Here is a 20,428-nt window from a genome sequence, read left to right as displayed (position 1 = left end):
AACCCCCACTCGTTGAACGGCTCTTAAAGAATAGCTATTGCTTCTAATCTTTAAGATCACTGCTCCGATGGGGATTGTTGAAAAAGAAGAAATCAATAATGGCAATGATAGCTGTCACAATATTCTGAAATCTCTTCCTCTCTTTCTCGCTATCTATTGATCACTTACAGCTAGACCTGATTCGAGTAAGGTTTTAGGTAAATCACCTTGATAAAAATCGACTGGTTCATGAAGGACTCGCTGCCAATAATTTTGTGTCTCTTTCAAAAAATTAGCATTATCTTGCGTATTTCCTTCACGAATAAACAGCAATACCAACCCACTAAAAAAGATCAAGGCTTCTTCATGATATTTTCTCAGATCGCTTTTATGCGCACATTGAAAAACAGCTGATTCAGCAATTGCTTCTTGAAAATAAGCAAAAGAACGCTCTTTTATGTAAGGACCACAGCCAATATCATTTAAAAAAAGTGCGAAAAAGAGGTTGCGATTGCGGCTGGCAAATACGTAATAGTCCTGCCAAAAGCTGTATAAGGAATCGAGTGTCTCTTCTGACTCTTTTTTTGTTTCGTGAATGTCGCGAAACACATCATCAACCATCGCCTGTTTATAATTTTGCATGTTTGAAAAATTTAAATAGATCGGTTGGGTCGATGTTCGTGCATATTTAGCAATGTCGCGGACAGTGATTGGTCGATAAAGATATTCCACCAGATATTTTTTTAAGCAATTGATCAAATATTTTTTCGTAATCGTTGCTTTTCTCATAATACCCCTTCCTTTCTGGACGTCACCAATTCTTGCTGATGTTCGTCTCATTCACTTTGACTACTTGCAGCTTTTAGAAGCACAACCAACGCCCATTTTCTTACTGAAAGTAATCTTTATACTTCTACTTTAACAAAAAAGAGCACGTTAACCTATACTTTCCGCCGATTTTCTTAATTTTATTTTTTATTTTTGACCATTTTATTAAAGAAACTCTTGTTGTCTTATGGTGCTCAGACTTAAGGCTGATTTTGACTGGTGCTGCTTGTGGAATGATACTATGTAATGTATAGTATGAGTATGAACAGGAGGAGAGCCTTTGGATGCCCAATTAAAAAAAGGATTATTGGAAATTTGTGTTTTGGCTTATTTGCAGCATGGTGACTCTTATGGCTATGAATTAGTCAAAAACATATCTCCTTTACTGCCAATCTCAGAATCAACGCTCTATCCTATCTTGAAGCGCTTAGAAGCCAGCCGAGCGGTTGAGACTTATAATAAAAGCCATCAAGGACGGACCCGAAAATATTACCGCTTGACCAAAATCGGAAAACAGCGGATCGACGATTTTTTAACCAACGACTGGCCCCAATTGACATTGATCCAGCGATTTATTAAAGGAGGAACATTAGATGAACAGAGTTGATTTTATCAAGGCATTGGCTGCGGAATTATCTGAAAAAGTCAGACCTAGCGAGATTCATCAGCTGATCAACTATTATGACGAGATGATCGAAGATTTGATGGAAGAAGGATACACCGAAGAAGAAGCCGTGGCACGCCTTGGCTCCCCAAAAGAACTGATCCAAGCAGTTACCGAAACGGAAGAGGTCGTAGTAGAGATTCCCCGCCGCTTTCATCCCTTTTTGCTCTTGATTTTAGTACTGGGCTTCCCATTGTGGGGCAGCCTCTTGTTAAGTGCCGCTTTGCTGATCCTAAGCTTTTTAATAATCATCTGGTGTGTGCCTTTCACCACTGGCATGATTGGTGTCACTACGTTTATCGGTGGGATCGCCAGCGTTGTCTTAAGTCCCATGCTGATGGCGGATGGTTTCTATCTCTTTTTAAGTCAGTTAGGCATGGGGATTTTCTTATTTGGTTTAGGGCTGCTTTGCCTGATCGCCACTTATAGTATGAGCCGACCTTTTTCACGTCTTACCCACTCCCTTGTCGTTTGGCCGAAATCATTTGTTCAAAACTATCGAAAGAAGGCAGTCCTATGATCAAAATCAATAAGCGCTTTTTCGTTTTTCTCAGTCTGTTGTTTATTATTCTCGGACTGGTCATCACCTTTATCGGTTTTTCAATGTCAGGCTACTCACCTGATGCCTACCATATTGAGCATCGTCGCTGGTATCAACTCGTTGGTTTCTATACGGAATAACAGACGGAAAATAATTATAAGTTGATTTTTTCGTCAGAAAAACTAGCAATTTGCATTAATTTCATGTATCGGTGAAAAAATTGAACTTCTCTTTTTGAGGGAACCATATTACTATATAGGTACATCCTGTATCCTATTTCATAGGGTAACCAAAAAAACCCATACCATCCTATGGGTTTTTTTGCTGTCTATAAAAGCAAAAAAACGTGCCGCAAGTCCAGGTATCGCCAAGCCAGCTGTTTTAGCTAACCTTGGCAGAACCTGTCTGCAGTACGTTTTTTCTAATGATCGATTATTCCCCTAGTACTGGCTGTTCTTGCACAGTGCCAATAGGAAACAAGGCGCGAAACACCCGGCGAACGATTGGACCTGCAATGAACAATTGCAACGGCAATGCGACGATCACATTTTTCCCAATGTTGCTTAGCCAATTGACGAACACCGAGTGATCAGGGTTTGGGTGCATCAACGCACCAAAGAGTGACATACAGATCACCATGCCGGCGATCATCAATGAAGAAATCAAACCGATTTTTTTCCAAGTAGCTGATTGATGGTCCAAAAATCGAAACGCCAAACCTTTTGCCGGACCAGAAACAATGAACCAATCCAAAATAAAGGCGACACAAAGGGCTAATGGCAATTCATTCCACGCCAATTGGAATGCCAATGCCGAAACACCGACTTGAAACATGAGGTTATAAACACTCATAAAATACACCATGAAAATACACATAAGTGTCGTATAGATCAAACTTTCTTTTTTATTGATGGGCATGTAACAACTTCCTTTCTCTTTTTCGTACTCGACTATTCTAGCAGAAGAAAATTTTTCGTGTAAGTAAAAGTTTGAAAACTTTCAAAAAAGTTTTTTGCTATTTTTTTATCCACTTCTCTTGACACTTTCTTATGAAGTCAGTAGAATAGCGATAGATTAAATCGTACAGATAACAAGCGGGTTCGCTTGTCGAGAGAGAGGCGGTTTCTATGAGAATAGAAACGGTCTCTTTTTTTGCGAATTTTTAGAGGTGAGAATATGGAAAACAACAAAAAACTCGTGGGGGCGATCCTCGCAACCGGATTGATGTCATTTGCAGGTGTGCTGATTGAAACAGCCATGAATGTAACGTTTCCGACATTGATCGATCAATTTACGCTTTCAACATCCGATGTTCAATGGGTGACGACCATCTACTTACTGGTCATCTCCATCATTGTCCCAATATCGACCTACCTTTTGAAACGCTTCTCATTGAGAACCTTGTTTCTAGCTGCCAACGCCTTTTTCCTTGTTGGCTTGGTGATCGACTTTTTATCGCCGACGTTTGCCATTTTGCTGATTGGCCGCTTTTTCCAAGGTGCCAGCACAGGGATCGCACTGCCTTTGATGTTCCACATCATTTTGACTTACTCCCCCTTTGAAAAACGGGGAGCGGCAATCGGCTTAGGGAATTTGACCACTTCCATCGCTCCAGCGATCGGACCGACATATGGGGGCTTATTGACCGCCCATTGGTCTTGGAATGCGATCTTTCTTTTCTTGATCCCAGTCTTGCTGATCTCCCTAGTACTCGGCCTTTACTCGATCCCTAAAACGGCTGGGGCAAAAGACACTTCCCTGGATTTACTGAGTGTATTAGGAATCGTCTTGATGTTCAGCGGCTTCTTATTGTTCTTGAATCAAGTAGGCACCTTAGCGAGTCTACTGCCGCTGATTTTCGGTTTCATTGGTGCTGGCTTGTTTTATCAACGCTCAAAAGGCCCGAACCCTTTGATTCGTTTGGCTGTTTTGAAAAACCGCAGCTTCAGTTTGTTTCTGTTTGGCTTTCTTGTTTGTCAGTTCCTTTTACTGGGCATTTCCTTTGTCTTGCCGAACTTTGTCCAACTCGTCTTGGGAAAAGATGCCTTTACTGCAGGATTAGTTATGCTTCCTGGGGCGGCGATCGGGGCGATCCTTGCGCCGATCTCTGGTCGGTTGCTGGATAAAGTTGGACCGAAAAAACCGATCCTGTCTGGTTTGACGTTGATTGCCATCGGTTGGCTTGCCTTAGCCCTCGTTTTGCGTTCGCCTTTCATTTGGAGCCTAGTTGCTGGACATGTCTTTTACATGATCGGGATCGGCTTAGCCTACAGCAATATGATGACCACCGGCTTAAACAAGCTGACTCCTGCGTTGTACGCGGACGGTAATGCGATCTTTAATACGCTACAGCAATTTTCTGGTGCAGTGGCGACGGCTGTGGTGGCGACCATTATCAATTTGGCACAAAATGCGGCGACCGATTACACCCAAGGGACGGTCATCGGCTCTCAAATCGCCTTATTCTTTTTGTGGGCCTTAGTCTTACTGACTTTCCTATTAACGATCAACTACTTCCGCAAAAGCACCGACAAAAAAGCCGTCAGCTAACTGCGGCTTTACCCATTGAAAACCAAGACAAAAGCCGCTCTCCCTTGAGGGCGGCCATAAAAAAATCCGCTTCCGATCCCCCTTCTTAGTCAAAGGGCGCTCTCGGAAACGGATTATTTTTTTAGTTTAATTCAGCTGAACCAACCGCTGTTTTGGCTGTCACTGTGCCTGTGGTCGTCAATGAAAGCTGACGCACTTTTTCGGCATTCGTGATGACTGTTAAAACATCTGTCTGTTTGCCAGCTGCGGTCACTGCATCTAGATCCATCACTGCAATCTTCGTTTCTGGTGTGACCGTGTCACCTTCAGAAACAAGGACCTCAAATGGCGCACCTTTTAATTCCACAGTATCTAAGCCCATATGAACAAGAACTTCCGCGCCACCAGGCGTTAAAATCCCAATTGCATGCTTTGTTTCAAAAATGCTAGAGATCGTACCTGCAACAGGAGCATAAATCGTTCCATTCGTTGGCTGAACAGCAAAGCCGTCACCCATCATTTTTTGAGAAAAGACAGGATCAGAAACTTCAGTGATGGCAACTACTTTCCCATCAGCTGGAGCATAAAGGGTTTCTTCTGAAACTTGTGCTGCTTCTGGGGCTGCAGTTGTCGGTGCAGCCGTCGTTGGTGCAACAACCGCTGCTGCAGCTGTATCAGCAGCCAATTGCGGTTCTAATTTATTTAAGAAGGTAACTTTTCTAAAGATGATGGTGCAAACAAACGTGATGGCAATCGTCACCGCCATTGAGATGAAGACCATTGGATAGTTTTCAATTTTAAATGATAAGAAGCCAGGCAGTCCCCCTACACCAATACCTAATGCACGGGTATTCGTTGCAGTGATCAGCATTCCACCAAAGGCAGAACCTACCATTGCTGCGACAAATGGGTAAACATATTTCAAATTGATCCCGAACATCGCTGGTTCAGTAACCCCCATGTAAGCAGAAATCGTTGCTGGAACAGAGACTTGTTCTTCTTTTTTATTGCCACGGTGAAGGAACCAAATCGCCAATACTGCCGTACCTTGCGCAATATTTGACAGCATGATCATTGGCCAAAGGTTGGTTGTCCCAAAATCCGCTACTAATTGAGAGTCGATCGCTAGCGTTGTATGATGCAATCCGGTAATAACCAAAGGCGCATACAAGCCACCGAAAATGAAACCAAATAACCAGTTTAATGGTGAGGTCAAGCCAGCATTTACGACCCAAGAAATGCCTGATCCGATTTGCCAACCGATTGGACCTAACACCATGTGGGCTGCTAAAATAGTTGGCAGCAATGAGAACAATGGAACGAAGATCATTGAAACCGCTTCTGGAATCCATTTCCGGAAGAATCTTTCAAGATAAACCAATAAGAAACCTGCCAGCATTGCTGGGATCACTTGTGCTTGATACCCAATTTTATCAATAGTGAAGAACCCGAAGTCCCACGTATAATTTTGAGCAATTTCTGCAGCAGAAGTTGAACTTACTGAATAAGCATTTAATAATTGCGGTGAAACCAATGTAATCCCTAAAACAATCCCTAATATTTGCGTGGTTCCCATCTTACGTGTAATACTCCAAGTAATCCCTACTGGTAGAAAGTGAAAGATGGCTTCACAGGGCAGCCATAAAAAGCCGTTGACACCGTTCCAAAAAGTAGAAGCTTGTGTAATGGTTTGTCCACCTAGAGCTTCTAGCGGTACACCTTCTAAGAAATTTCTCAGCCCTAGCATCAAACCACCGACAATAATCGCTGGTAATAACGGGGTAAAGATCTCAGCTAACGTAGCGATCGCTCGTTGCACGATATTTTGATTGTTTTTTGCAATCGCTTTACTTTGTTCTTTAGAAACACCTTCTATTCCTGATACATCGGTAAAATCATTGTAAAACGTTGAGACATCATTGCCGATAATGACTTGGAATTGTCCCGCATTGGTAAACATTCCTTTGACACTTGGAATTTCTTCAATTGCCTTTTCGTTTGCTTTTGACTGATCGTTCAAAACAAAACGCATCCGTGTCGCGCAATGTGTTACTGCGGCGATATTTTCTTTGCCGCCAACATATTCCAGCAGCTTCTCAGCATCATCACGATACTTTCCCATAATTAATAAACCCCTTTCATCTCCACTTGTATATATATGTTTTGATTACGCACTAATCATAACTTGATAATTTTGATATTGCAAGCGTTTCAAACCAATTTTTTTTACTTTTTCTATAAACAATACAAGCAAATAGCAAAGGTACCATATAAAAACCTTGATAAATAAACGTTTTTTAAAATGTTTCATTAATATAAAATAATATTGCCAACAACTTTATTTACTGTTTATTTGACAAAAAAGAATAAAAAAACAGGCTAGATAAATTGAAATAGCTTACAATTTACGTTATAATCATTTTGCATGTATAGACAAGTTTAGAGGAGGACAACTACTGTGAATACGATTATATTATCTAAGGAACAATGGCTGTTAACGGATCAAACTGGTACGACCTATCCGTTTTCTGGGACTGACAGTGAACGCGTTGCCGCACTGACCGCGCAGCTGCAGCAAATGGAAGGTGGCGGGATCGTCTCTGAATCGCTGGTGTTTACGAATGAAGAAGGGACTTTTTCACTGGACCAATGGTTGACAGAAAAATTAAATCGTCCCTTTGTTTGCACTACGAAAGAACAGTATGAAGAAAAAAGTACTGAAATTCCTTGGCGCCTCGAATACTATGGCTACACCCCTGGTAAAGATGAATACTCGGTGGAGTCACTTTTAACCGTCGGTAACGGCTATTTAGGGCTGCGAGGCACAACGCCTGAGATGACCATTTGTGAAGCGAACTATCCAGGACTGTATTTAGCAAGTCTTTACAATACGGTGGAATCGGATGTTTCTGGTCATACCATCAGCAATGAAGACTTCGTCAATGCACCGAATCTGCAAAAAATGTACGTAAAGATCGATGATGAAGTGATCGATATCGCCAACAATCAGCTCCTTTCCTTTAAACGGACATTGGATCTGAAGACCGGCTTGTTCCAATCAGTGGCAGAAATTGAAACCAAAAAACAAAAGCGTCTGCGAATCGAAACGAAGAAGATCGCCAATATGCAAGACGTTCACCAATACAGCTTGGTCTATCAGTTTACCCCGCTGAACTTTTCTGGCACCGTTACCTTCGTCAGTGAAGCCGACGGATCGGTCTATAACTATAACGTCGCTCGTTACCGTAGTTTAACCAACCAGCATTTGACCGTGAAAGAGGCAGCAGCTGAACAAAACAAAGCGCATTTAGTGGTCACCACTAACCAATCACAGATTACCGTTGTCCAATCCTCTGAACTGTTTTCACAGGACCTGCCATTGGCTGAGCTGCAAGCTGAAACAAATGACCAGCTCATCCGTCAGCAAGTAACCCTTGAGGTGACGGAAGGACAAACTTATCGGGTCGAAAAATCAGTCACTGTTGCCGCTTATCGCCAAGAAGAGCCGCAACCGGCATTTACGTTTTCTTCCTTAGCATTACCTGATTTTGCGACGATGTATACCGCCTCAAAACAAGCCTGGGCTGAATTATGGGCAAAAGCGGCCATCGAAGTCACTGGTGACTTGATGTCGCAAAAAATGCTGAATCTGCATACGTATCATCTGCTGGTCTCCGCAGCACCGAATGCTTATCAGGAGTCCTTAGATGCCAGTATCACTGCCCGTGGCCTACATGGTGAAGCCTATCGCGGTCATATTTTCTGGGATGAACTGTTTATCTTACCGTTTTACATTCTACATTTTCCTGACACCGCCAAAGAAATTCTGCTGTATCGCTACCGCCGCTTAGCTGCTGCCAAAAAAGATGCCCAAAAAGCTGGCTACCAAGGCGCCATGTTCCCATGGCAATCAGGATTGGATGGCAGTGAGCAATCCCAAGAACTGCATTTGAACCCTATCAGCGGCGAATGGAAAGAAGATCACAGTCGCTTGCAACGCCATGTCTCCTTAGCGATCGCTTATAACATTTGGCAATACTGGCACAACACGCAAGATCGAGTCTTCATGGAACAATATGGGTTAGAATTGATGTTAGAAGTCGCTCATTTCTGGCAAAGTGCTGCCACCTGGGATGATGCTGCTCAACGTTACTTTATCGATAAAGTCATGGGACCAGATGAATTTCATGAAAGCTACCCAAATAGTGAACAAGGCGGCTTGAAAAACAACGCCTATACCAATATGATGGTAGTATGGTTGTTTGAAGAGATCGAGAACCTTCAACAACAACTTTCAGCAGAGAGCTTCCAGGCGGTATTAGAGAAAACGGCTTTAACCCCTGCAGATATTGCTGCTATGGCAGATATTCGTACCAAGCTGGGCTTAGAGATCGATCCAGAAGGCATCATTGCACAATTTGAAGGGTACTTCCAGCTGGAAGATCTGGATTGGGCTCACTACAAAGAGAAATATGGCAACATCTATCGGATGGACCGCATCTTGAACGCTGAAGGCAAGAGTGCTGACAGCTACAAAGTCGCGAAACAAGCGGATAGTTTGATGATTTTCTACAATTTCTCAAAAGAGCAAGTCAATCAGATTTTGGCAGATCTTTCTTACCAGCTGCCAACAGACTATATTGAAAAAAATCTCCATTATTACTTGGCTCGTACCTCCCACGGCTCGACGTTGTCACGCATCGTTCATGCCCAGTTGGCGGCAATGGTAGATGATCAGGAGTTGGCTTGGTCATTATACCAAGAAGCCCTCTCTTCTGATTACCGTGATATCCAAGGCGGGACTACAGCAGAAGGCATTCACGCCGGTGTCATGGCTGCTACGTTGTTTATTCCATTAACCACTTTTGCTGGGATCGATATTCGAGAAGAGCAGCTGCAGATCACGCCAAACTTGCCGAAAGCTTGGGACAGCTTAGCCTTTCAGCTAGAAGTTCGCGGCACCCGCTTTGCAATGAATGTTACACATGAAACATTGACGATCACCGCTGATCAGCCAGTCACGATCTTAGTGAATGGGCAACAAGTTTCTCTAGAAGCAAAGAAAGAAGCAACGATTACTTACTAAAAGGAGTGTTACACATGAAAAAAGGATTTGTTTTTGATTTAGACGGCGTTATCACGGATACGGCCAAATACCACTACATTGCATGGAAAGAATTAGCTGCGGAGATCGGGATCGAGATCGATTTGAAGTTCAACGAGCAGTTAAAAGGCATCAGCCGCATGGACTCTTTAGAGCGAATCTTAACCCTAGGCAACAAAAATGATGCCTACACAGAAGTCGAAAAAGAAGCGTTAGCGACGAAGAAAAATACCCACTATGTACAATTGTTACAAAGCTTGACTCCTGATGATCTATTGCCAGGGGTGAAGACATTCCTTGATGAAGCCAAAGCAAAAAACATTCCTTGTGCGATCGCTTCGGCATCCAAAAATGCGCCGTTTATTTTGGACAAACTTGGGGTCATGCAAGACTTTGATACGATCGTTGACCCAGCAACCTTGAAAAAAGGCAAACCAGATCCAGAGATCTTTATCCAAGCAGCGCTGGCACTAGGCATTGAACCGGCAGAAGCAGTTGGCTTTGAAGATGCTCAAGCTGGGATCGACGGCATCAAAGCTGCTGGTATGTATGCGGTAGGCGTTTATTCAGGAGAAGAATTACACGGTGCAGATGTGATCGTTGAAAAATTAACGGACCTAAACATTGACGAACTTTTGGCGAAATAGTCGATTGCATTTCCAAATTGGCCTCGCTATAATAGCCAAAGAGGGGGCAATCCGATGAACAAGTTCAAAGAAATATTTTTAGATTTAGAACAAAAAATTCTAGCAAACGAATACCCTCCGCATTCTTTGCTGCCTAGCGAAAACCAATTGATCAAAACTTATGGTGTCTCCCGCGAGACTGTCCGTAAGGCATTGAATTTATTGCGGGATGCTGGTTATATCCAAAAGAAACAAGGGAAAGGTTCGATCGTTTTAGACTTGAATCGCTTTGATTTCCCGATTTCTGGCTTGACGAGTTTTCGAGAGCTGCAAGATACCCAACGCATTCCTAGTGAAACTAAGGTTGTCGAGATCCGTAAGATCGCCGTTTCGCCAAAGCTGCACGAGACTACTGGTTGGCCTGTCGCCTCTGAGGCATGGAAACTGATCCGTCAGCGGAGAATCGATGGAGAAGTGGTGATTTTGGATAAAGATTACCTTGATGCTTCTATCATCGAAGAGTTGCCAGAAAACCGAGCGAAAGTATCGATCTTTGATTACTTTGAAAATGATCTTGGCCTTGAGATCGCTTATGCACAAAAAGAAATCACTGTTGACCCCGTCAACAAAGAATTGCGGGATCTAATGGATCTGCGTCCTGAAGATCAGCATGTCGTTACGGTTCGCAGCCTCGTGTATCTAGAAGACACGCGCTGTTTTGAATACACCGAATCGATCCACCGACTGGATAAATTCCGCTTTGTGGACTTTGCCCGCCGACGCAAGATTTGATGGACGTATAGACGTGAAACACATGAATCAGACCTGGACTTCCCCGAGAAGTCTGGGTCTGTTTTGTTTTTCAATAGCCCCCAATCGATAATACTGGATCGATCCTCCCATTTTTCGCCTCTGTCGCTATCGAGCCATCCTTTTGCTTGTTCGTTGTTCTGTTGCCGACGAATAAAAAAGGCACGATCATTTATGGGACTGATGAAATAGAGTCGATTTTGCACAACTCAGCCGTCCTTATTGACAATCAGCTACACAAAAAAGCAGTACCCTCTGAGAGGATACTGCTTTTGCTTGCTATTTGGCGTAATCCGTTGCGCGGGTCTCGCGAATAACGGTTACTTTGATATGACCTGGGTAATCCAAATCGTCTTCGATCTTCTTGCGGATGTCGCGAACCAATCGTACAGCATCCAAATCAGAAATCTCTTCTGGTTTGACCATTACACGGACTTCACGTCCGGCTTGGACTGCAAAACTGGAATCGACCCCTTTGAAGCCGTTGGCGATATTTTCTAGGTTTTGCAAGCGGCGAATATAATTTTCCAATGATTCGCTGCGGGCACCTGGACGGGCTGCTGACAAGGCATCTGCGGCTGCAACTAAAACAGAGATAACCGATGTTGCTTCAACATCTCCATGGTGAGAAGCGATCGCATTGATCACCACACCATTTTCTTTGTATTTGGCAGCTAACTCAGCCCCGATCTCAACGTGAGAGCCTTCAATTTCATGGTCAAGGGCTTTCCCGATATCATGCAAGAGTCCGGCACGTTTGGCTAACTGGATATCTTCGCCTAATTCTGCGGCAAGAACACCGGTTAGTTTTGCGACTTCGATCGAGTGGTTCAAGACGTTTTGTCCGTAGCTGGTACGGAAACGCAAACGACCTAAAATCTTGATCAAGTCTGGATGAAGGGTGTGGGCGCCGACTTCAAAGGCTGCTTGTTCCCCATATTCACGAATATGCTCATCCATTTCTTTCCGAGATTTTTCGACCATTTCTTCAATTCGAGCTGGATGGATCCGGCCGTCTTGAATCAGTTTTTCAAGGGTCATACGAGCAATTTCACGGCGAATCGGATCAAATCCTGATAAGACGACTGCTTCTGGCGTGTCATCAATGATCAAATCGATCCCTGTCAATGTTTCAAGGGTGCGAATGTTCCGACCTTCTCTTCCGATGATTCGACCTTTCATCTCATCGTTTGGTAATGATACGACCGATACCGTGGTTTCAGACACTTGGTCTGCGGCACAACGTTGGATTGCTAAGGACAAGAGATTTTTTGCTTTTCGATCTGCTTCTTCCTTCGCACGCTGTTCAGATTCTTTGACCATGATCGTTAATTCATGGTTCAATTCCTCTTCCGTTGATTTCATGATCAACTCTTTTGCTTCATCTCTAGACAGCGCAGCGATGCGCTCTAATTCTTTCTGTTGTCCATCGATTAAGTTTTCTACTTCTTTTTCTCGCTCGTCAATTAATTGTTGTTTCTCACTAAGTCTGCCTTCTTTATCTTCAAGTGAGCGTTCTCGTTTTTCCAAAGAATCGTCCTTACGATCAAGAACTTGTTCTCTTTGGAGTAAACGATTTTCTTGTGATTTTAAATCAAGTTTGCTTTCTTTCAACTCACTTTCAATCTCTGACCGATACTTCTGATTTTCTTCCTTAGCTTCTAACAATGCTTCTTTTTTAAGAGTTTCTGCTTCTTTCTTAGCGCTTTCGATAATTCCAGCTGCAGAATTTTGGGCGCCGTTGATTTCTTTCTCATGACGAGATTTCGTCACATAAACTCCTAATCCAAGACCGACAATTAAACCGATGATAGCGAGGAGAATGTAAAGTAGTTCCAATGAATCCACCTCCATACTATCTTTTTAAATATTTTGTAATTTTGATTAACAAAGGATAACAAAATTATCAATTCGCTACTTCTTATGTGGAAATCCACATACGTTTATTCTAATGTTTGAACCCAAGAGTGTCAACTTTAAATAATAAAGTAAACTTTCGCAACCCTTCCTTTTTACGGATGTTTTTTCAACAATGGACGAATCTAGCAAAAAGCCACAAAAAAGCCAAACAACGAGGTTGTTTGGCTTTTTCAAGACTTAGTCGTCTAATGGTAATTCTTCTTGCGCTTCCTCAAGGGTTACGGTCTCTCCTGTTCCAATCCCGTAAGCATCGCGGACGCGAGCAGAAACTTCTAACATCATTTCTTGGTGTTCACGCATGTAGTTTTTGGCGTTTTCACGACCTTGACCGATACGATCCCCTTTATAGGCATACCACGCACCGCTTTTATCGACGATGTCTTGTTCCACGGCCATATCCAGCAATTCGCCTTCTTGGGAAATCCCTTGACCATACATCATGTCGACTTCTGCTACTTTAAATGGTGGCGCTACTTTGTTTTTGACTACTTTGATCTTCGTGCGGTTCCCGATGATATCTGTACCGGATTTCAATTGCTCAGCACGACGTACTTCCAAACGGATGGTTGAATAGAATTTCAACGCACGACCACCAGGCGTCGTTTCTGGATTCCCGAACATGATCCCAACTTTTTCCCGAATTTGGTTGATAAAGATCGCGATCGTTTTCGTTTTGTTGATGGAACCAGAAAGTTTCCGTAATGCTTGTGACATCAAACGTGCTTGCAAACCAACGTGGGTATCACCCATTTCACCGTCGATCTCCGCCCGTGGGACTAAAGCTGCTACCGAGTCAATGACCACGATATCAACCGCACCACTTGAAACTAAGGCGTCAGCGATCTCTAATCCTTGTTCCCCTGTATCTGGTTGTGATAACAAAAGATCATCGATATTTACGCCTAATTTTTGCGCATATTGAGGATCTAACGCATGTTCGGCATCGATAAATGCTGCTGTTCCGCCATTTTTTTGGACTTCCGCAATGGCATGTAAAGCAACTGTCGTTTTACCAGAACTCTCTGGGCCGTAAACTTCTACGATCCGTCCTCGTGGGTAACCACCTACACCTAATGCAACATCCAAGGCCAATGAACCACTTGGGATCGTTGAAATTTGTTGATCAACTTTTTCGCCAAGCTTCATGATGGCACCTTTACCATAGTTCTTTTCAATCTTCTTTAGTGCAGCATCTAAGGCTGCTTTACGATCATCTGCCAAACGGATAATCCTCCTTATATTCATCACTTTCGTGTGTCGTTCATAAGATAATAATAGTCCTTCTGACGGGAAATTGCAAGAAAAAACGAACAAACATTCGCATTAATTTAATAATTCCTTACGTATTTGATTTAAGCCCGCCATGACGGCACTATGCCGAATATAGGCGCGGTCGCGGTTGAAGTGATACAGCTGGCTCGAGACGCCTTTGTCAGAAGCTAAGGCGATCCAAACGGTGCCTTTAGGCTGACCTTCTAACTCGTCTGGACCAGCAACACCAGTAAACGCCAACGCATAATCAGTCTCGGCTTGTTTGCGGGCATAGACGGCCATTGCTTCCGCACATTCCTGACTAACAGTCCCATAGCTTTCCAAAAGCTCTGGATCGATGCCTAAGAGCTTGCTTTTTGTTGCAGCAGAATATGTCACGAACCCACCGGGAAACACCTCAGAGACGCCAGGAATCCCTCCTAGGGTCGCTTGGAACAAACCAGCGGTCAAACTTTCCGCTGCGGTGACGGTTTTCTTTTTCTCGATCAGTCGCTCGACGACTGTTTCTGCCAGCGAATTTTGTTCCCCATACCCATAGAAATACGCACCGACCCGTGCTTGGACGGTTTTTTCTAACGCATCCAATTGTTTGATCCCTTGCGCCTCGTCTGCAGTTTTGACCGTCAGACGCAGCGTGACCTCATTGGGTTTGGCATAAGGAGCGATGGTGGGATTGACTTGATTCTCGATCAAATCGGCCAATTCTGTGACCAATGCCGATTCCCCGATCCCGTAATAGCGCAAAACGCGAGATAGCAAGACCTCTTCTTGGGGAAACTGCTCTAACAGAAGTGGTTTTGCGTGGGTAAGAAACATCGCCTGTAGTTCACTTGGTGGTCCTGGCAGCAGCAAATAACTGGTAGCGGCTGTCTGATAAAAGATCCCGATCGCTAGTCCATTGGGATTTGGCAAAGACACACCGTCTTTAAAAACGAGGGTCTGCCGCAAATTGTTTTCCGTCATCCTCCGTTGACTGTTTTCAAAGAAGGCTTTCAATTGGTGATACCCTGGTTCATCTCTGACTAACTCTTGTCCCACATGACGGGCAGTGACTTGTTTCGTCAAGTCATCGTCGGTGGGCCCTAGGCCGCCGCACAATACGATCAAGTCGCTGCGTTTGTCGGCGATCGTCAGTAATTCTTCTAAGCGATTGGGGTTGTCCCCGACAACACTATGATAAAAAACATCGATCCCAAGACTTGCCAGTTCTTCTGACAAGAAGGTCGCGTTCGTATTCACCACCTGTCCTAAAAGTAATTCGGTCCCGACTGCAATAATTTCTGCTTTCATTCGTTTACTCCTTCATTTATCAGATACGTAAAAGTCTTTCATATTGACAAAAAAAGTCCAGAAAACTTCTGAACTTTCGTGACTTGTATCCTTGTTTTTATCGCTTCTTTATCTAGATCTAGAAATTTTACATAGAATCTTTAAAAACATTCGTATTTTTTATGAAATAATCGACCCCGGAATAGATCGTGAAGATCAAACATAGATACAACATGATTTGATCGATAGGCAAACCGATCATTGAAAAGGGAATGTTGTTCAAGAACAAGAAAATGATCGCAACCATTTGTGTCGCGGTTTTGATTTTCCCTGGCCACGCAGCAGCCATGACTTCCCCGCTTTGTTCCACTAACAACAAGCGTAAACCTGTCACTGCCAACTCGCGGCAAACGATGATCGAAACTACCCAGCCTGGGGCTTTGTCTAATTCAACCAGCATGATAAAAGCCGTCATGACGAGCATTTTATCTGCTAACGGGTCAGCAAACTTCCCGAAGTTGGTAACAAGGCCTCTGGAACGAGCGATCTTGCCATCTAGCCAGTCTGTAATGCTGGCTGCCGCAAAAAGGATCGCTGCAATAAGGTGCGTGTTTTCTAATTGTGTCGTACCAACGGTCAGCGTGCCAAGATCGATTGGCAAAACCAAGACCAAAATAAAGATGGGGATCATAATGATCCGTAATACAGTTAATTGATTGGGTAAATTCACGAAATAGACTCCTCTCTGCCGACTATTGTACGAAATAACGGCAAATTATGCCACTACTTCTGCTTTTCAATGGTCGGATGCAACAGATAACTTTTTAGCTAATGATACCTCAATAAGGCGCATTTGTCAGATTTATGCCGCATCGTCTTGGTATTCAATCACGAGGCGGACTGTCTTTTGTAACAATTCAAATTGCGGGTCAGAAAAGTCCACGTCCTGACCATTGGCAGTGATGGAGATATTTTGGCTTGCGCCCAGGGTCAAGGTCGCATTCGTGGCGCCTTCTGGCAGCGTCATCGATTGCGTTTCTCCCGCTTGAACAGTGTATTGGTACACATAAGCGTTGTCGACTTGTACACCGACCCAACAAGAAGCATCTAGCCCAGTAAATGCTAATTCAATAGGATTTTCCGCATCTTTCATCGTGATCGTGATCGCCGATTGCGTCGAATCACTGACAGTCATCGTCATTTTCGCTTCGCTGGATTCCGTCGTACTTGAAGACTCAGTCGCTTCACTCGAAGTACTGGTTTCTTCCGTACTTGACGTGGTGGAAGCGGTAGACGCTGAATTTTCTACCACAAGAGAAGAGCTTCCTTGGATCATCGGCGTTGTATTCCGGTCTTGCCAAGCCATGTAGCCCACGATACTCACGATCGTAATGGCCACCAGACCTAATAGAATCATCGGCAAATAGCGGACGACAAATGAGCCGCTTTTTTCTTCTACGTGCTGTGCTTTTCGTGAGCCGCTGACGGTTTCAGGCTGCGGTCTTTTTGGTAAGGGGGCGTCTAACGTATCTTTGCCATCAAAAACGGCTACCAATTTGTCGCCGTCTTCTCCAACCGCTGCTGCATATTGGCGAATAAACGCACGGACATAAAAAGTGCCTGGCAATTGATCAAAACGCTCTGCTTCAATTGCTTCTAAATAGCGTTTTTGGATCTTTGTCATTTGTTGTAATTCAATCAATGAAATGTTTTTATCTAAACGGGCTTGCCGTAATTTTGCTCCAATCGTTGTTTCGTTGGCCACTCGATCATCTACTCCAGTCTTTTATTCATCTTTAAAAAAAGCCCTAAAATCGCTTCGCTGCTTGTCGTAAGGTCAGCAAAGCTGCTCTATCATTTTAAAACAGGGGTTCCCTGTATACGTCAATAAAAAAAACTCCGTCACGCCGATTGCCATCTGGTCGCGCCGTCTACTAAATATAACATTTTTTCCGTGATTTTTTGTAAAAAAACAAAAAAAGATTTTGCTTCAATAATTAAAGAATACCATAAAAGAAAAAGTCTGAGGATAGCCTAACCACAACTCGCAAACAAATTTTAATACTTTTCGCCAAATTGGCATCAAATTGCAAGAAAAAACCACCCTTTGACGCAAAAAGAAAACACTGAATGACTCAGGAGTTGGCCAGCCCTTGTTCTGTTGGGCGTTCCTCCTTGAATCAGTCAGTGTCGCTTAGATGACAGCTGTTTGACAAAACCAGCCTTCGCTTAGGCTTTTTCCGTTGGATACATGTAAAAACGACTAAACGCTTTGGGATCGATAAAGGAACGAGCCGCTTGCTGGACATCTTCCAAAGTGATCGATTGGATCACTTCTGGCAGATCAAAGAGCGTCGTTTCACCGAATAAACTTTGGGTAAACTGGTTTGCGATAAACTCCAGTGAGTTCAGTGATTGGAAATATTTCCCTAGCATTTTCTTCTTCAATAACGTCAAGTTTTCTTCATTGATCTCTGGATCTTGCGGGAAATTCATTACGATCGCTTCGATCTCTGCCAACATTTTTTCTGGCTCTTCAGAATCCCCCGAGAAGTCGGCAAAGTAAAAGCCGCGATCCAAGTTCACTTCAAACCCAAATGTGTCGTCGATAATGCCTTGATCATACAAACGCAAATAATTGGCGGAAGTATTGCCTAACACCAATTGGCAGAAAAGATTCAACGCATTTTTGAAGCGCAAGAGCTCTCTTCCTGATTTCGGCAGTTTGTTCAAGTCCCCTTTGATCCCTAATACGCCTTTGGCACGTGTTACTGGCATGGTAAGACTTGATTCTGCTTGAATATCGGCAAAGGTTTCTTCAGGAAACTGGCGAATGATCGCCTGCGTTTCTGGAAAGGTCTTGGCCGCTTGATTGGTCCGAATCCACGCCATCGTTTCTTCAGGATCGATATTGCCTACCACAAAAAGCGTCATGTTGCTTGGGTGATAGAAGGTATTGTAGCAAAGATACAAGTCTTCTGCGGTGATCTGCGCAATGCTTTCCACCGTACCAGCGATATCGATATGCAAGGGGTGCTTCGGATAGAGATTTTTGATGATGCCGAAAAACTGCTGCCAGTTCGGATCGTCATCATACATTTGGATTTCTTGACCAATGATCCCTTTTTCTTTTTCGACGGTTTCTTCTGTGAAATACGGGGCTTGAACGAAATCGATCAACGTTTCAAGGTTCAGCTTGATTTGATCGGTTGCCGAAAAAAGGTAGCTGGTTTTCGTGAAACTGGTAAAGGCATTGGCAGAAGCCCCCTGCTGACCAAAGGTTTGAAAGACATCGCCGTCTTCTTTTTCAAACAGTTTGTGCTCTAGAAAATGGGCAATGCCATCAGGGACTTGATGCAATGCTTCGGGTGAAAACCCGAAATGATTGTCGACAGAGCCATAGTTCGTACTGAAAAGTCCGTAAGTTTTATGGAAATCGGCTTTTGGCAGCAGATAAACTTTCAAGCCGTTTGGCAATACTTCTTCATAAAGGGTCTCATTGATTTGCTGATAGACTTTTTTATTCATGGGTCGTCTCCTTATCCAGGAAGAATACAGCTTGCAAGGACACGTTTTGAGCCAATGCTTGGACATCTGCCACGGTCACTTGTGCCAATTTCTGCATAAATTCATCTTCCGTCATTTTCGTATTCGGTACCCACTGATTCAGATAGGCTGTTTCGATCAGTGCTTGTGGGTTATCCAATGAAAGCAAGTACTGGTTTTTCAACATCGCTTTTGTTTGTGCCAGTTCTTCCGCGGTGACTTCGCCACGCTGCAAGCTTTGCAGCTGCTGTTCGATCAATTTGAAGACCTTGTCGCGATTTTTGCCATCGATCCCTGTTTGGACCGACAAATATCCACGAAACGTATCGATACTGCTGGAAGCATAATACGCCAAACTTTCTTTCTCTCGGACATTCATAAACAGTTTTGAATGAGGGAATCCGCCAAACAACCCGTTGAAGACCATAAAGGCGATCCGCTCGGCTTGGTCATAATACACGCCAGTATGATAGCCTAGGTTCAATTTGGCTTGGATGATTGGTTCCCGCAAAATTTTCTCGCGAATGATGTTTTCCGCCGCTTGCTGATAAAAGACCGGCATTGCTTGGTCTGGCCGATCGGTAAAGGCCATGTTCTGGAAGAGCTCCGCGACTTCTGCTTCAACCACATCGCCGATCACGAAAATATCGATTTGGTCATTGTCCATCATTGAGCGATAGGTTTGGTAAAGCTCTTTTGCGGTCACAGCTTCTAAGTCTTGGGGACGGCCAAAGCTCGGATACTTCTGATTCTGATCCTTTTCAAAATACAACTCTTGCAGTCCTAAAGAAGCCAATGCTTGCTTATCTTCTGCCACGCTGTTCATATAGGCGATCAAGTTGTGTTTTTCGATGGTGAAGTTCTTTTCTTCAAACTGTTCCTCGTGGGCATTCGGATGGAACAAAACTTCTGCTAAAAAAGCGGCTGCTTGCGGCAATACTGCTTCATCTGACACGTACTTCCCGTTGACAAAGGACATCGCTGCATTGATTTGATGCAGATTGCCCCGTTTGTTGACATTCATACCAAAGCTGGCACCGTAAAGCTCTGCCAGCTGACTGCTAAATGCGGTCTGTGTCGGATAAGCCAAACTAGTCGTTTCTAATAAACTGGTCAATAAGGTCCGTTTGGCGGTCATTTCAGCCTGCAATGGTGCAGTAAACCGAACGAAAAAACGGATCGTTTTATACTTTTTGGTCGGTAGCACCGTTAACCGAACACCTTTTTTTAATTCAATAGACATGTGACACCCCTTCTAGAAGCAAAATTATCTCTTCAATTATAGCATAGCTGACAAACTTTCTCCTCGGCTCGCTGATCAAACCTGCTGCAGCGAGCGT

General features: G+C 43.7%; 17 protein-coding genes. 7 read left to right on the top strand and 10 right to left on the bottom strand.

Annotation, left to right across the window (positions count from 1 at the left end):
* Nucleotides 1-153: 153 nt before the first annotated feature.
* On the bottom strand, nt 154-768 hold the full coding sequence (locus IGI77_RS00250; RefSeq protein ID WP_179190610.1) for a TetR/AcrR family transcriptional regulator: 615 nt from the start codon (nt 766-768) through the stop codon (nt 154-156).
* Between the two features lie 319 nt (nt 769-1,087).
* On the opposite strand from IGI77_RS00250, the gene IGI77_RS00245 reads away from it, so the two are divergent.
* The 3 genes from IGI77_RS00245 to IGI77_RS00235 are packed head-to-tail and all read left to right on the top strand — an operon-like array spanning nt 1,088 to nt 2,152.
* Nucleotides 1,088-1,414 carry a PadR family transcriptional regulator gene (locus IGI77_RS00245; protein ID WP_005226473.1) on the top strand — a complete coding sequence of 109 codons (327 nt, stop codon included), beginning with the start codon at nt 1,088-1,090 and terminating at the stop codon, nt 1,412-1,414.
* Entirely contained in the window at nt 1,401-1,991 is a 591-nt protein-coding gene (locus IGI77_RS00240; RefSeq protein WP_010748498.1) for a DUF1700 domain-containing protein, read from the top strand. The genes IGI77_RS00245 and IGI77_RS00240 overlap by 14 nt, the downstream gene beginning before the upstream one ends.
* Nucleotides 1,988-2,152: a hypothetical protein gene (locus tag IGI77_RS00235; protein WP_005226470.1), complete on the top strand. Its 165-nt coding sequence runs from the start codon at nt 1,988-1,990 to the stop codon at nt 2,150-2,152. The genes IGI77_RS00240 and IGI77_RS00235 overlap by 4 nt, the downstream gene beginning before the upstream one ends.
* A gap of 292 nt (nt 2,153-2,444) precedes the next feature.
* Here the strand turns inward: IGI77_RS00235 and IGI77_RS00230 are convergent, their stop codons facing one another.
* Entirely contained in the window at nt 2,445-2,930 is a 486-nt protein-coding gene (locus IGI77_RS00230) for a hypothetical protein (protein ID WP_005226468.1), read from the bottom strand.
* 258 nt (nt 2,931-3,188) lie between these two features.
* On the opposite strand from IGI77_RS00230, the gene IGI77_RS00225 reads away from it, so the two are divergent.
* Entirely contained in the window at nt 3,189-4,562 is a 1,374-nt protein-coding gene (locus IGI77_RS00225; protein ID WP_438769185.1) for an MFS transporter, read from the top strand.
* 121 nt (nt 4,563-4,683) lie between these two features.
* Here IGI77_RS00225 and treP read toward each other — a convergent pair whose 3' ends face one another.
* Nucleotides 4,684-6,663 (bottom strand): PTS system trehalose-specific EIIBC component, encoded by a 1,980-nt coding sequence (gene treP / locus IGI77_RS00220; protein ID WP_010748496.1) that lies wholly within the window; start codon nt 6,661-6,663, stop codon nt 4,684-4,686.
* Between the two features lie 336 nt (nt 6,664-6,999).
* Here treP and IGI77_RS00215 point away from each other — a divergent pair, with 336 nt between their 5' ends.
* The 3 genes from IGI77_RS00215 to treR are packed head-to-tail and all read left to right on the top strand — an operon-like array spanning nt 7,000 to nt 11,063.
* Nucleotides 7,000-9,627 (top strand): glycoside hydrolase family 65 protein, encoded by a 2,628-nt coding sequence (locus IGI77_RS00215; RefSeq protein WP_438769184.1) that lies wholly within the window; start codon nt 7,000-7,002, stop codon nt 9,625-9,627.
* 14 nt (nt 9,628-9,641) lie between these two features.
* Nucleotides 9,642-10,292, top strand: a complete 651-nt coding sequence (pgmB, locus tag IGI77_RS00210; RefSeq protein ID WP_005232889.1) for a beta-phosphoglucomutase — start codon at nt 9,642-9,644, stop codon at nt 10,290-10,292.
* A 54-nt stretch (nt 10,293-10,346) separates the two neighbouring features.
* The gene (gene treR, locus IGI77_RS00205) at nt 10,347-11,063 is read left to right on the top strand and encodes a trehalose operon repressor (RefSeq protein ID WP_005226457.1); all 717 of its coding nucleotides are present in this window, start codon (nt 10,347-10,349) and stop codon (nt 11,061-11,063) included.
* A gap of 297 nt (nt 11,064-11,360) precedes the next feature.
* Here the strand turns inward: treR and rny are convergent, their stop codons facing one another.
* The 7 genes from rny to yfmF all read right to left on the bottom strand — a co-directional run bounded on the left by rny (nt 11,361) and on the right by yfmF (nt 20,331).
* Nucleotides 11,361-12,935 carry a ribonuclease Y gene (rny, locus tag IGI77_RS00200; RefSeq protein ID WP_005232891.1) on the bottom strand — a complete coding sequence of 525 codons (1,575 nt, stop codon included), beginning with the start codon at nt 12,933-12,935 and terminating at the stop codon, nt 11,361-11,363.
* A 243-nt stretch (nt 12,936-13,178) separates the two neighbouring features.
* The gene (gene recA, locus IGI77_RS00195; RefSeq protein ID WP_005226448.1) at nt 13,179-14,222 is read right to left on the bottom strand and encodes a recombinase RecA; all 1,044 of its coding nucleotides are present in this window, start codon (nt 14,220-14,222) and stop codon (nt 13,179-13,181) included.
* Between the two features lie 102 nt (nt 14,223-14,324).
* The gene (locus IGI77_RS00190) at nt 14,325-15,563 is read right to left on the bottom strand and encodes a competence/damage-inducible protein A (protein ID WP_167822570.1); all 1,239 of its coding nucleotides are present in this window, start codon (nt 15,561-15,563) and stop codon (nt 14,325-14,327) included.
* A 127-nt stretch (nt 15,564-15,690) separates the two neighbouring features.
* Nucleotides 15,691-16,272: a CDP-diacylglycerol--glycerol-3-phosphate 3-phosphatidyltransferase gene (pgsA, locus tag IGI77_RS00185; RefSeq protein WP_005226440.1), complete on the bottom strand. Its 582-nt coding sequence runs from the start codon at nt 16,270-16,272 to the stop codon at nt 15,691-15,693.
* 132 nt (nt 16,273-16,404) lie between these two features.
* Complete coding sequence (locus IGI77_RS00180) at nt 16,405-17,307, bottom strand: helix-turn-helix domain-containing protein (protein WP_167822569.1); 903 nt, start codon at nt 17,305-17,307, stop codon at nt 16,405-16,407.
* Nucleotides 17,308-17,771: 464 nt separating this feature from the next.
* Nucleotides 17,772-19,070, bottom strand: coding sequence for an EF-P 5-aminopentanol modification-associated protein YfmH (gene yfmH / locus IGI77_RS00175; protein ID WP_005226432.1), 1,299 nt, complete (start codon nt 19,068-19,070; stop codon nt 17,772-17,774).
* On the bottom strand, nt 19,063-20,331 hold the full coding sequence (yfmF, locus tag IGI77_RS00170; RefSeq protein WP_167822568.1) for an EF-P 5-aminopentanol modification-associated protein YfmF: 1,269 nt from the start codon (nt 20,329-20,331) through the stop codon (nt 19,063-19,065). The genes yfmH and yfmF overlap by 8 nt, the downstream gene beginning before the upstream one ends.
* Between the last annotated feature and the right edge of the window lie 97 nt (nt 20,332-20,428).

The sequence above is a fragment of the Enterococcus sp. DIV0213h genome (assembly GCF_051711285.1).
Classification (GTDB): Bacteria; Bacillota; Bacilli; order Lactobacillales; family Enterococcaceae; genus Enterococcus_D; species Enterococcus_D casseliflavus.
This window is presented reverse-complemented; position numbering and strand designations above follow the sequence as displayed.

Coding starts and splice junctions, on each gene's coding strand:
- pgmB (WP_005232889.1), top strand. CDS start 9,642: ATGAAAAAAGGATTTGTTTTTGATTTAGACGGCGTTATCACGGATACG.
- IGI77_RS00235 (WP_005226470.1), top strand. CDS start 1,988: ATGATCAAAATCAATAAGCGCTTTTTCGTTTTTCTCAGTCTGTTGTTT.
- IGI77_RS00240 (WP_010748498.1), top strand. CDS start 1,401: ATGAACAGAGTTGATTTTATCAAGGCATTGGCTGCGGAATTATCTGAA.
- treP (WP_010748496.1), bottom strand. CDS start 6,663: ATGGGAAAGTATCGTGATGATGCTGAGAAGCTGCTGGAATATGTTGGC.
- treR (WP_005226457.1), top strand. CDS start 10,347: ATGAACAAGTTCAAAGAAATATTTTTAGATTTAGAACAAAAAATTCTA.
- rny (WP_005232891.1), bottom strand. CDS start 12,935: ATGGAGGTGGATTCATTGGAACTACTTTACATTCTCCTCGCTATCATC.
- yfmH (WP_005226432.1), bottom strand. CDS start 19,070: ATGAATAAAAAAGTCTATCAGCAAATCAATGAGACCCTTTATGAAGAA.
- IGI77_RS00225 (WP_438769185.1), top strand. CDS start 3,189: ATGGAAAACAACAAAAAACTCGTGGGGGCGATCCTCGCAACCGGATTG.
- IGI77_RS00190 (WP_167822570.1), bottom strand. CDS start 15,563: ATGAAAGCAGAAATTATTGCAGTCGGGACCGAATTACTTTTAGGACAG.
- IGI77_RS00230 (WP_005226468.1), bottom strand. CDS start 2,930: ATGCCCATCAATAAAAAAGAAAGTTTGATCTATACGACACTTATGTGT.
- IGI77_RS00250 (WP_179190610.1), bottom strand. CDS start 768: ATGAGAAAAGCAACGATTACGAAAAAATATTTGATCAATTGCTTAAAA.
- yfmF (WP_167822568.1), bottom strand. CDS start 20,331: ATGTCTATTGAATTAAAAAAAGGTGTTCGGTTAACGGTGCTACCGACC.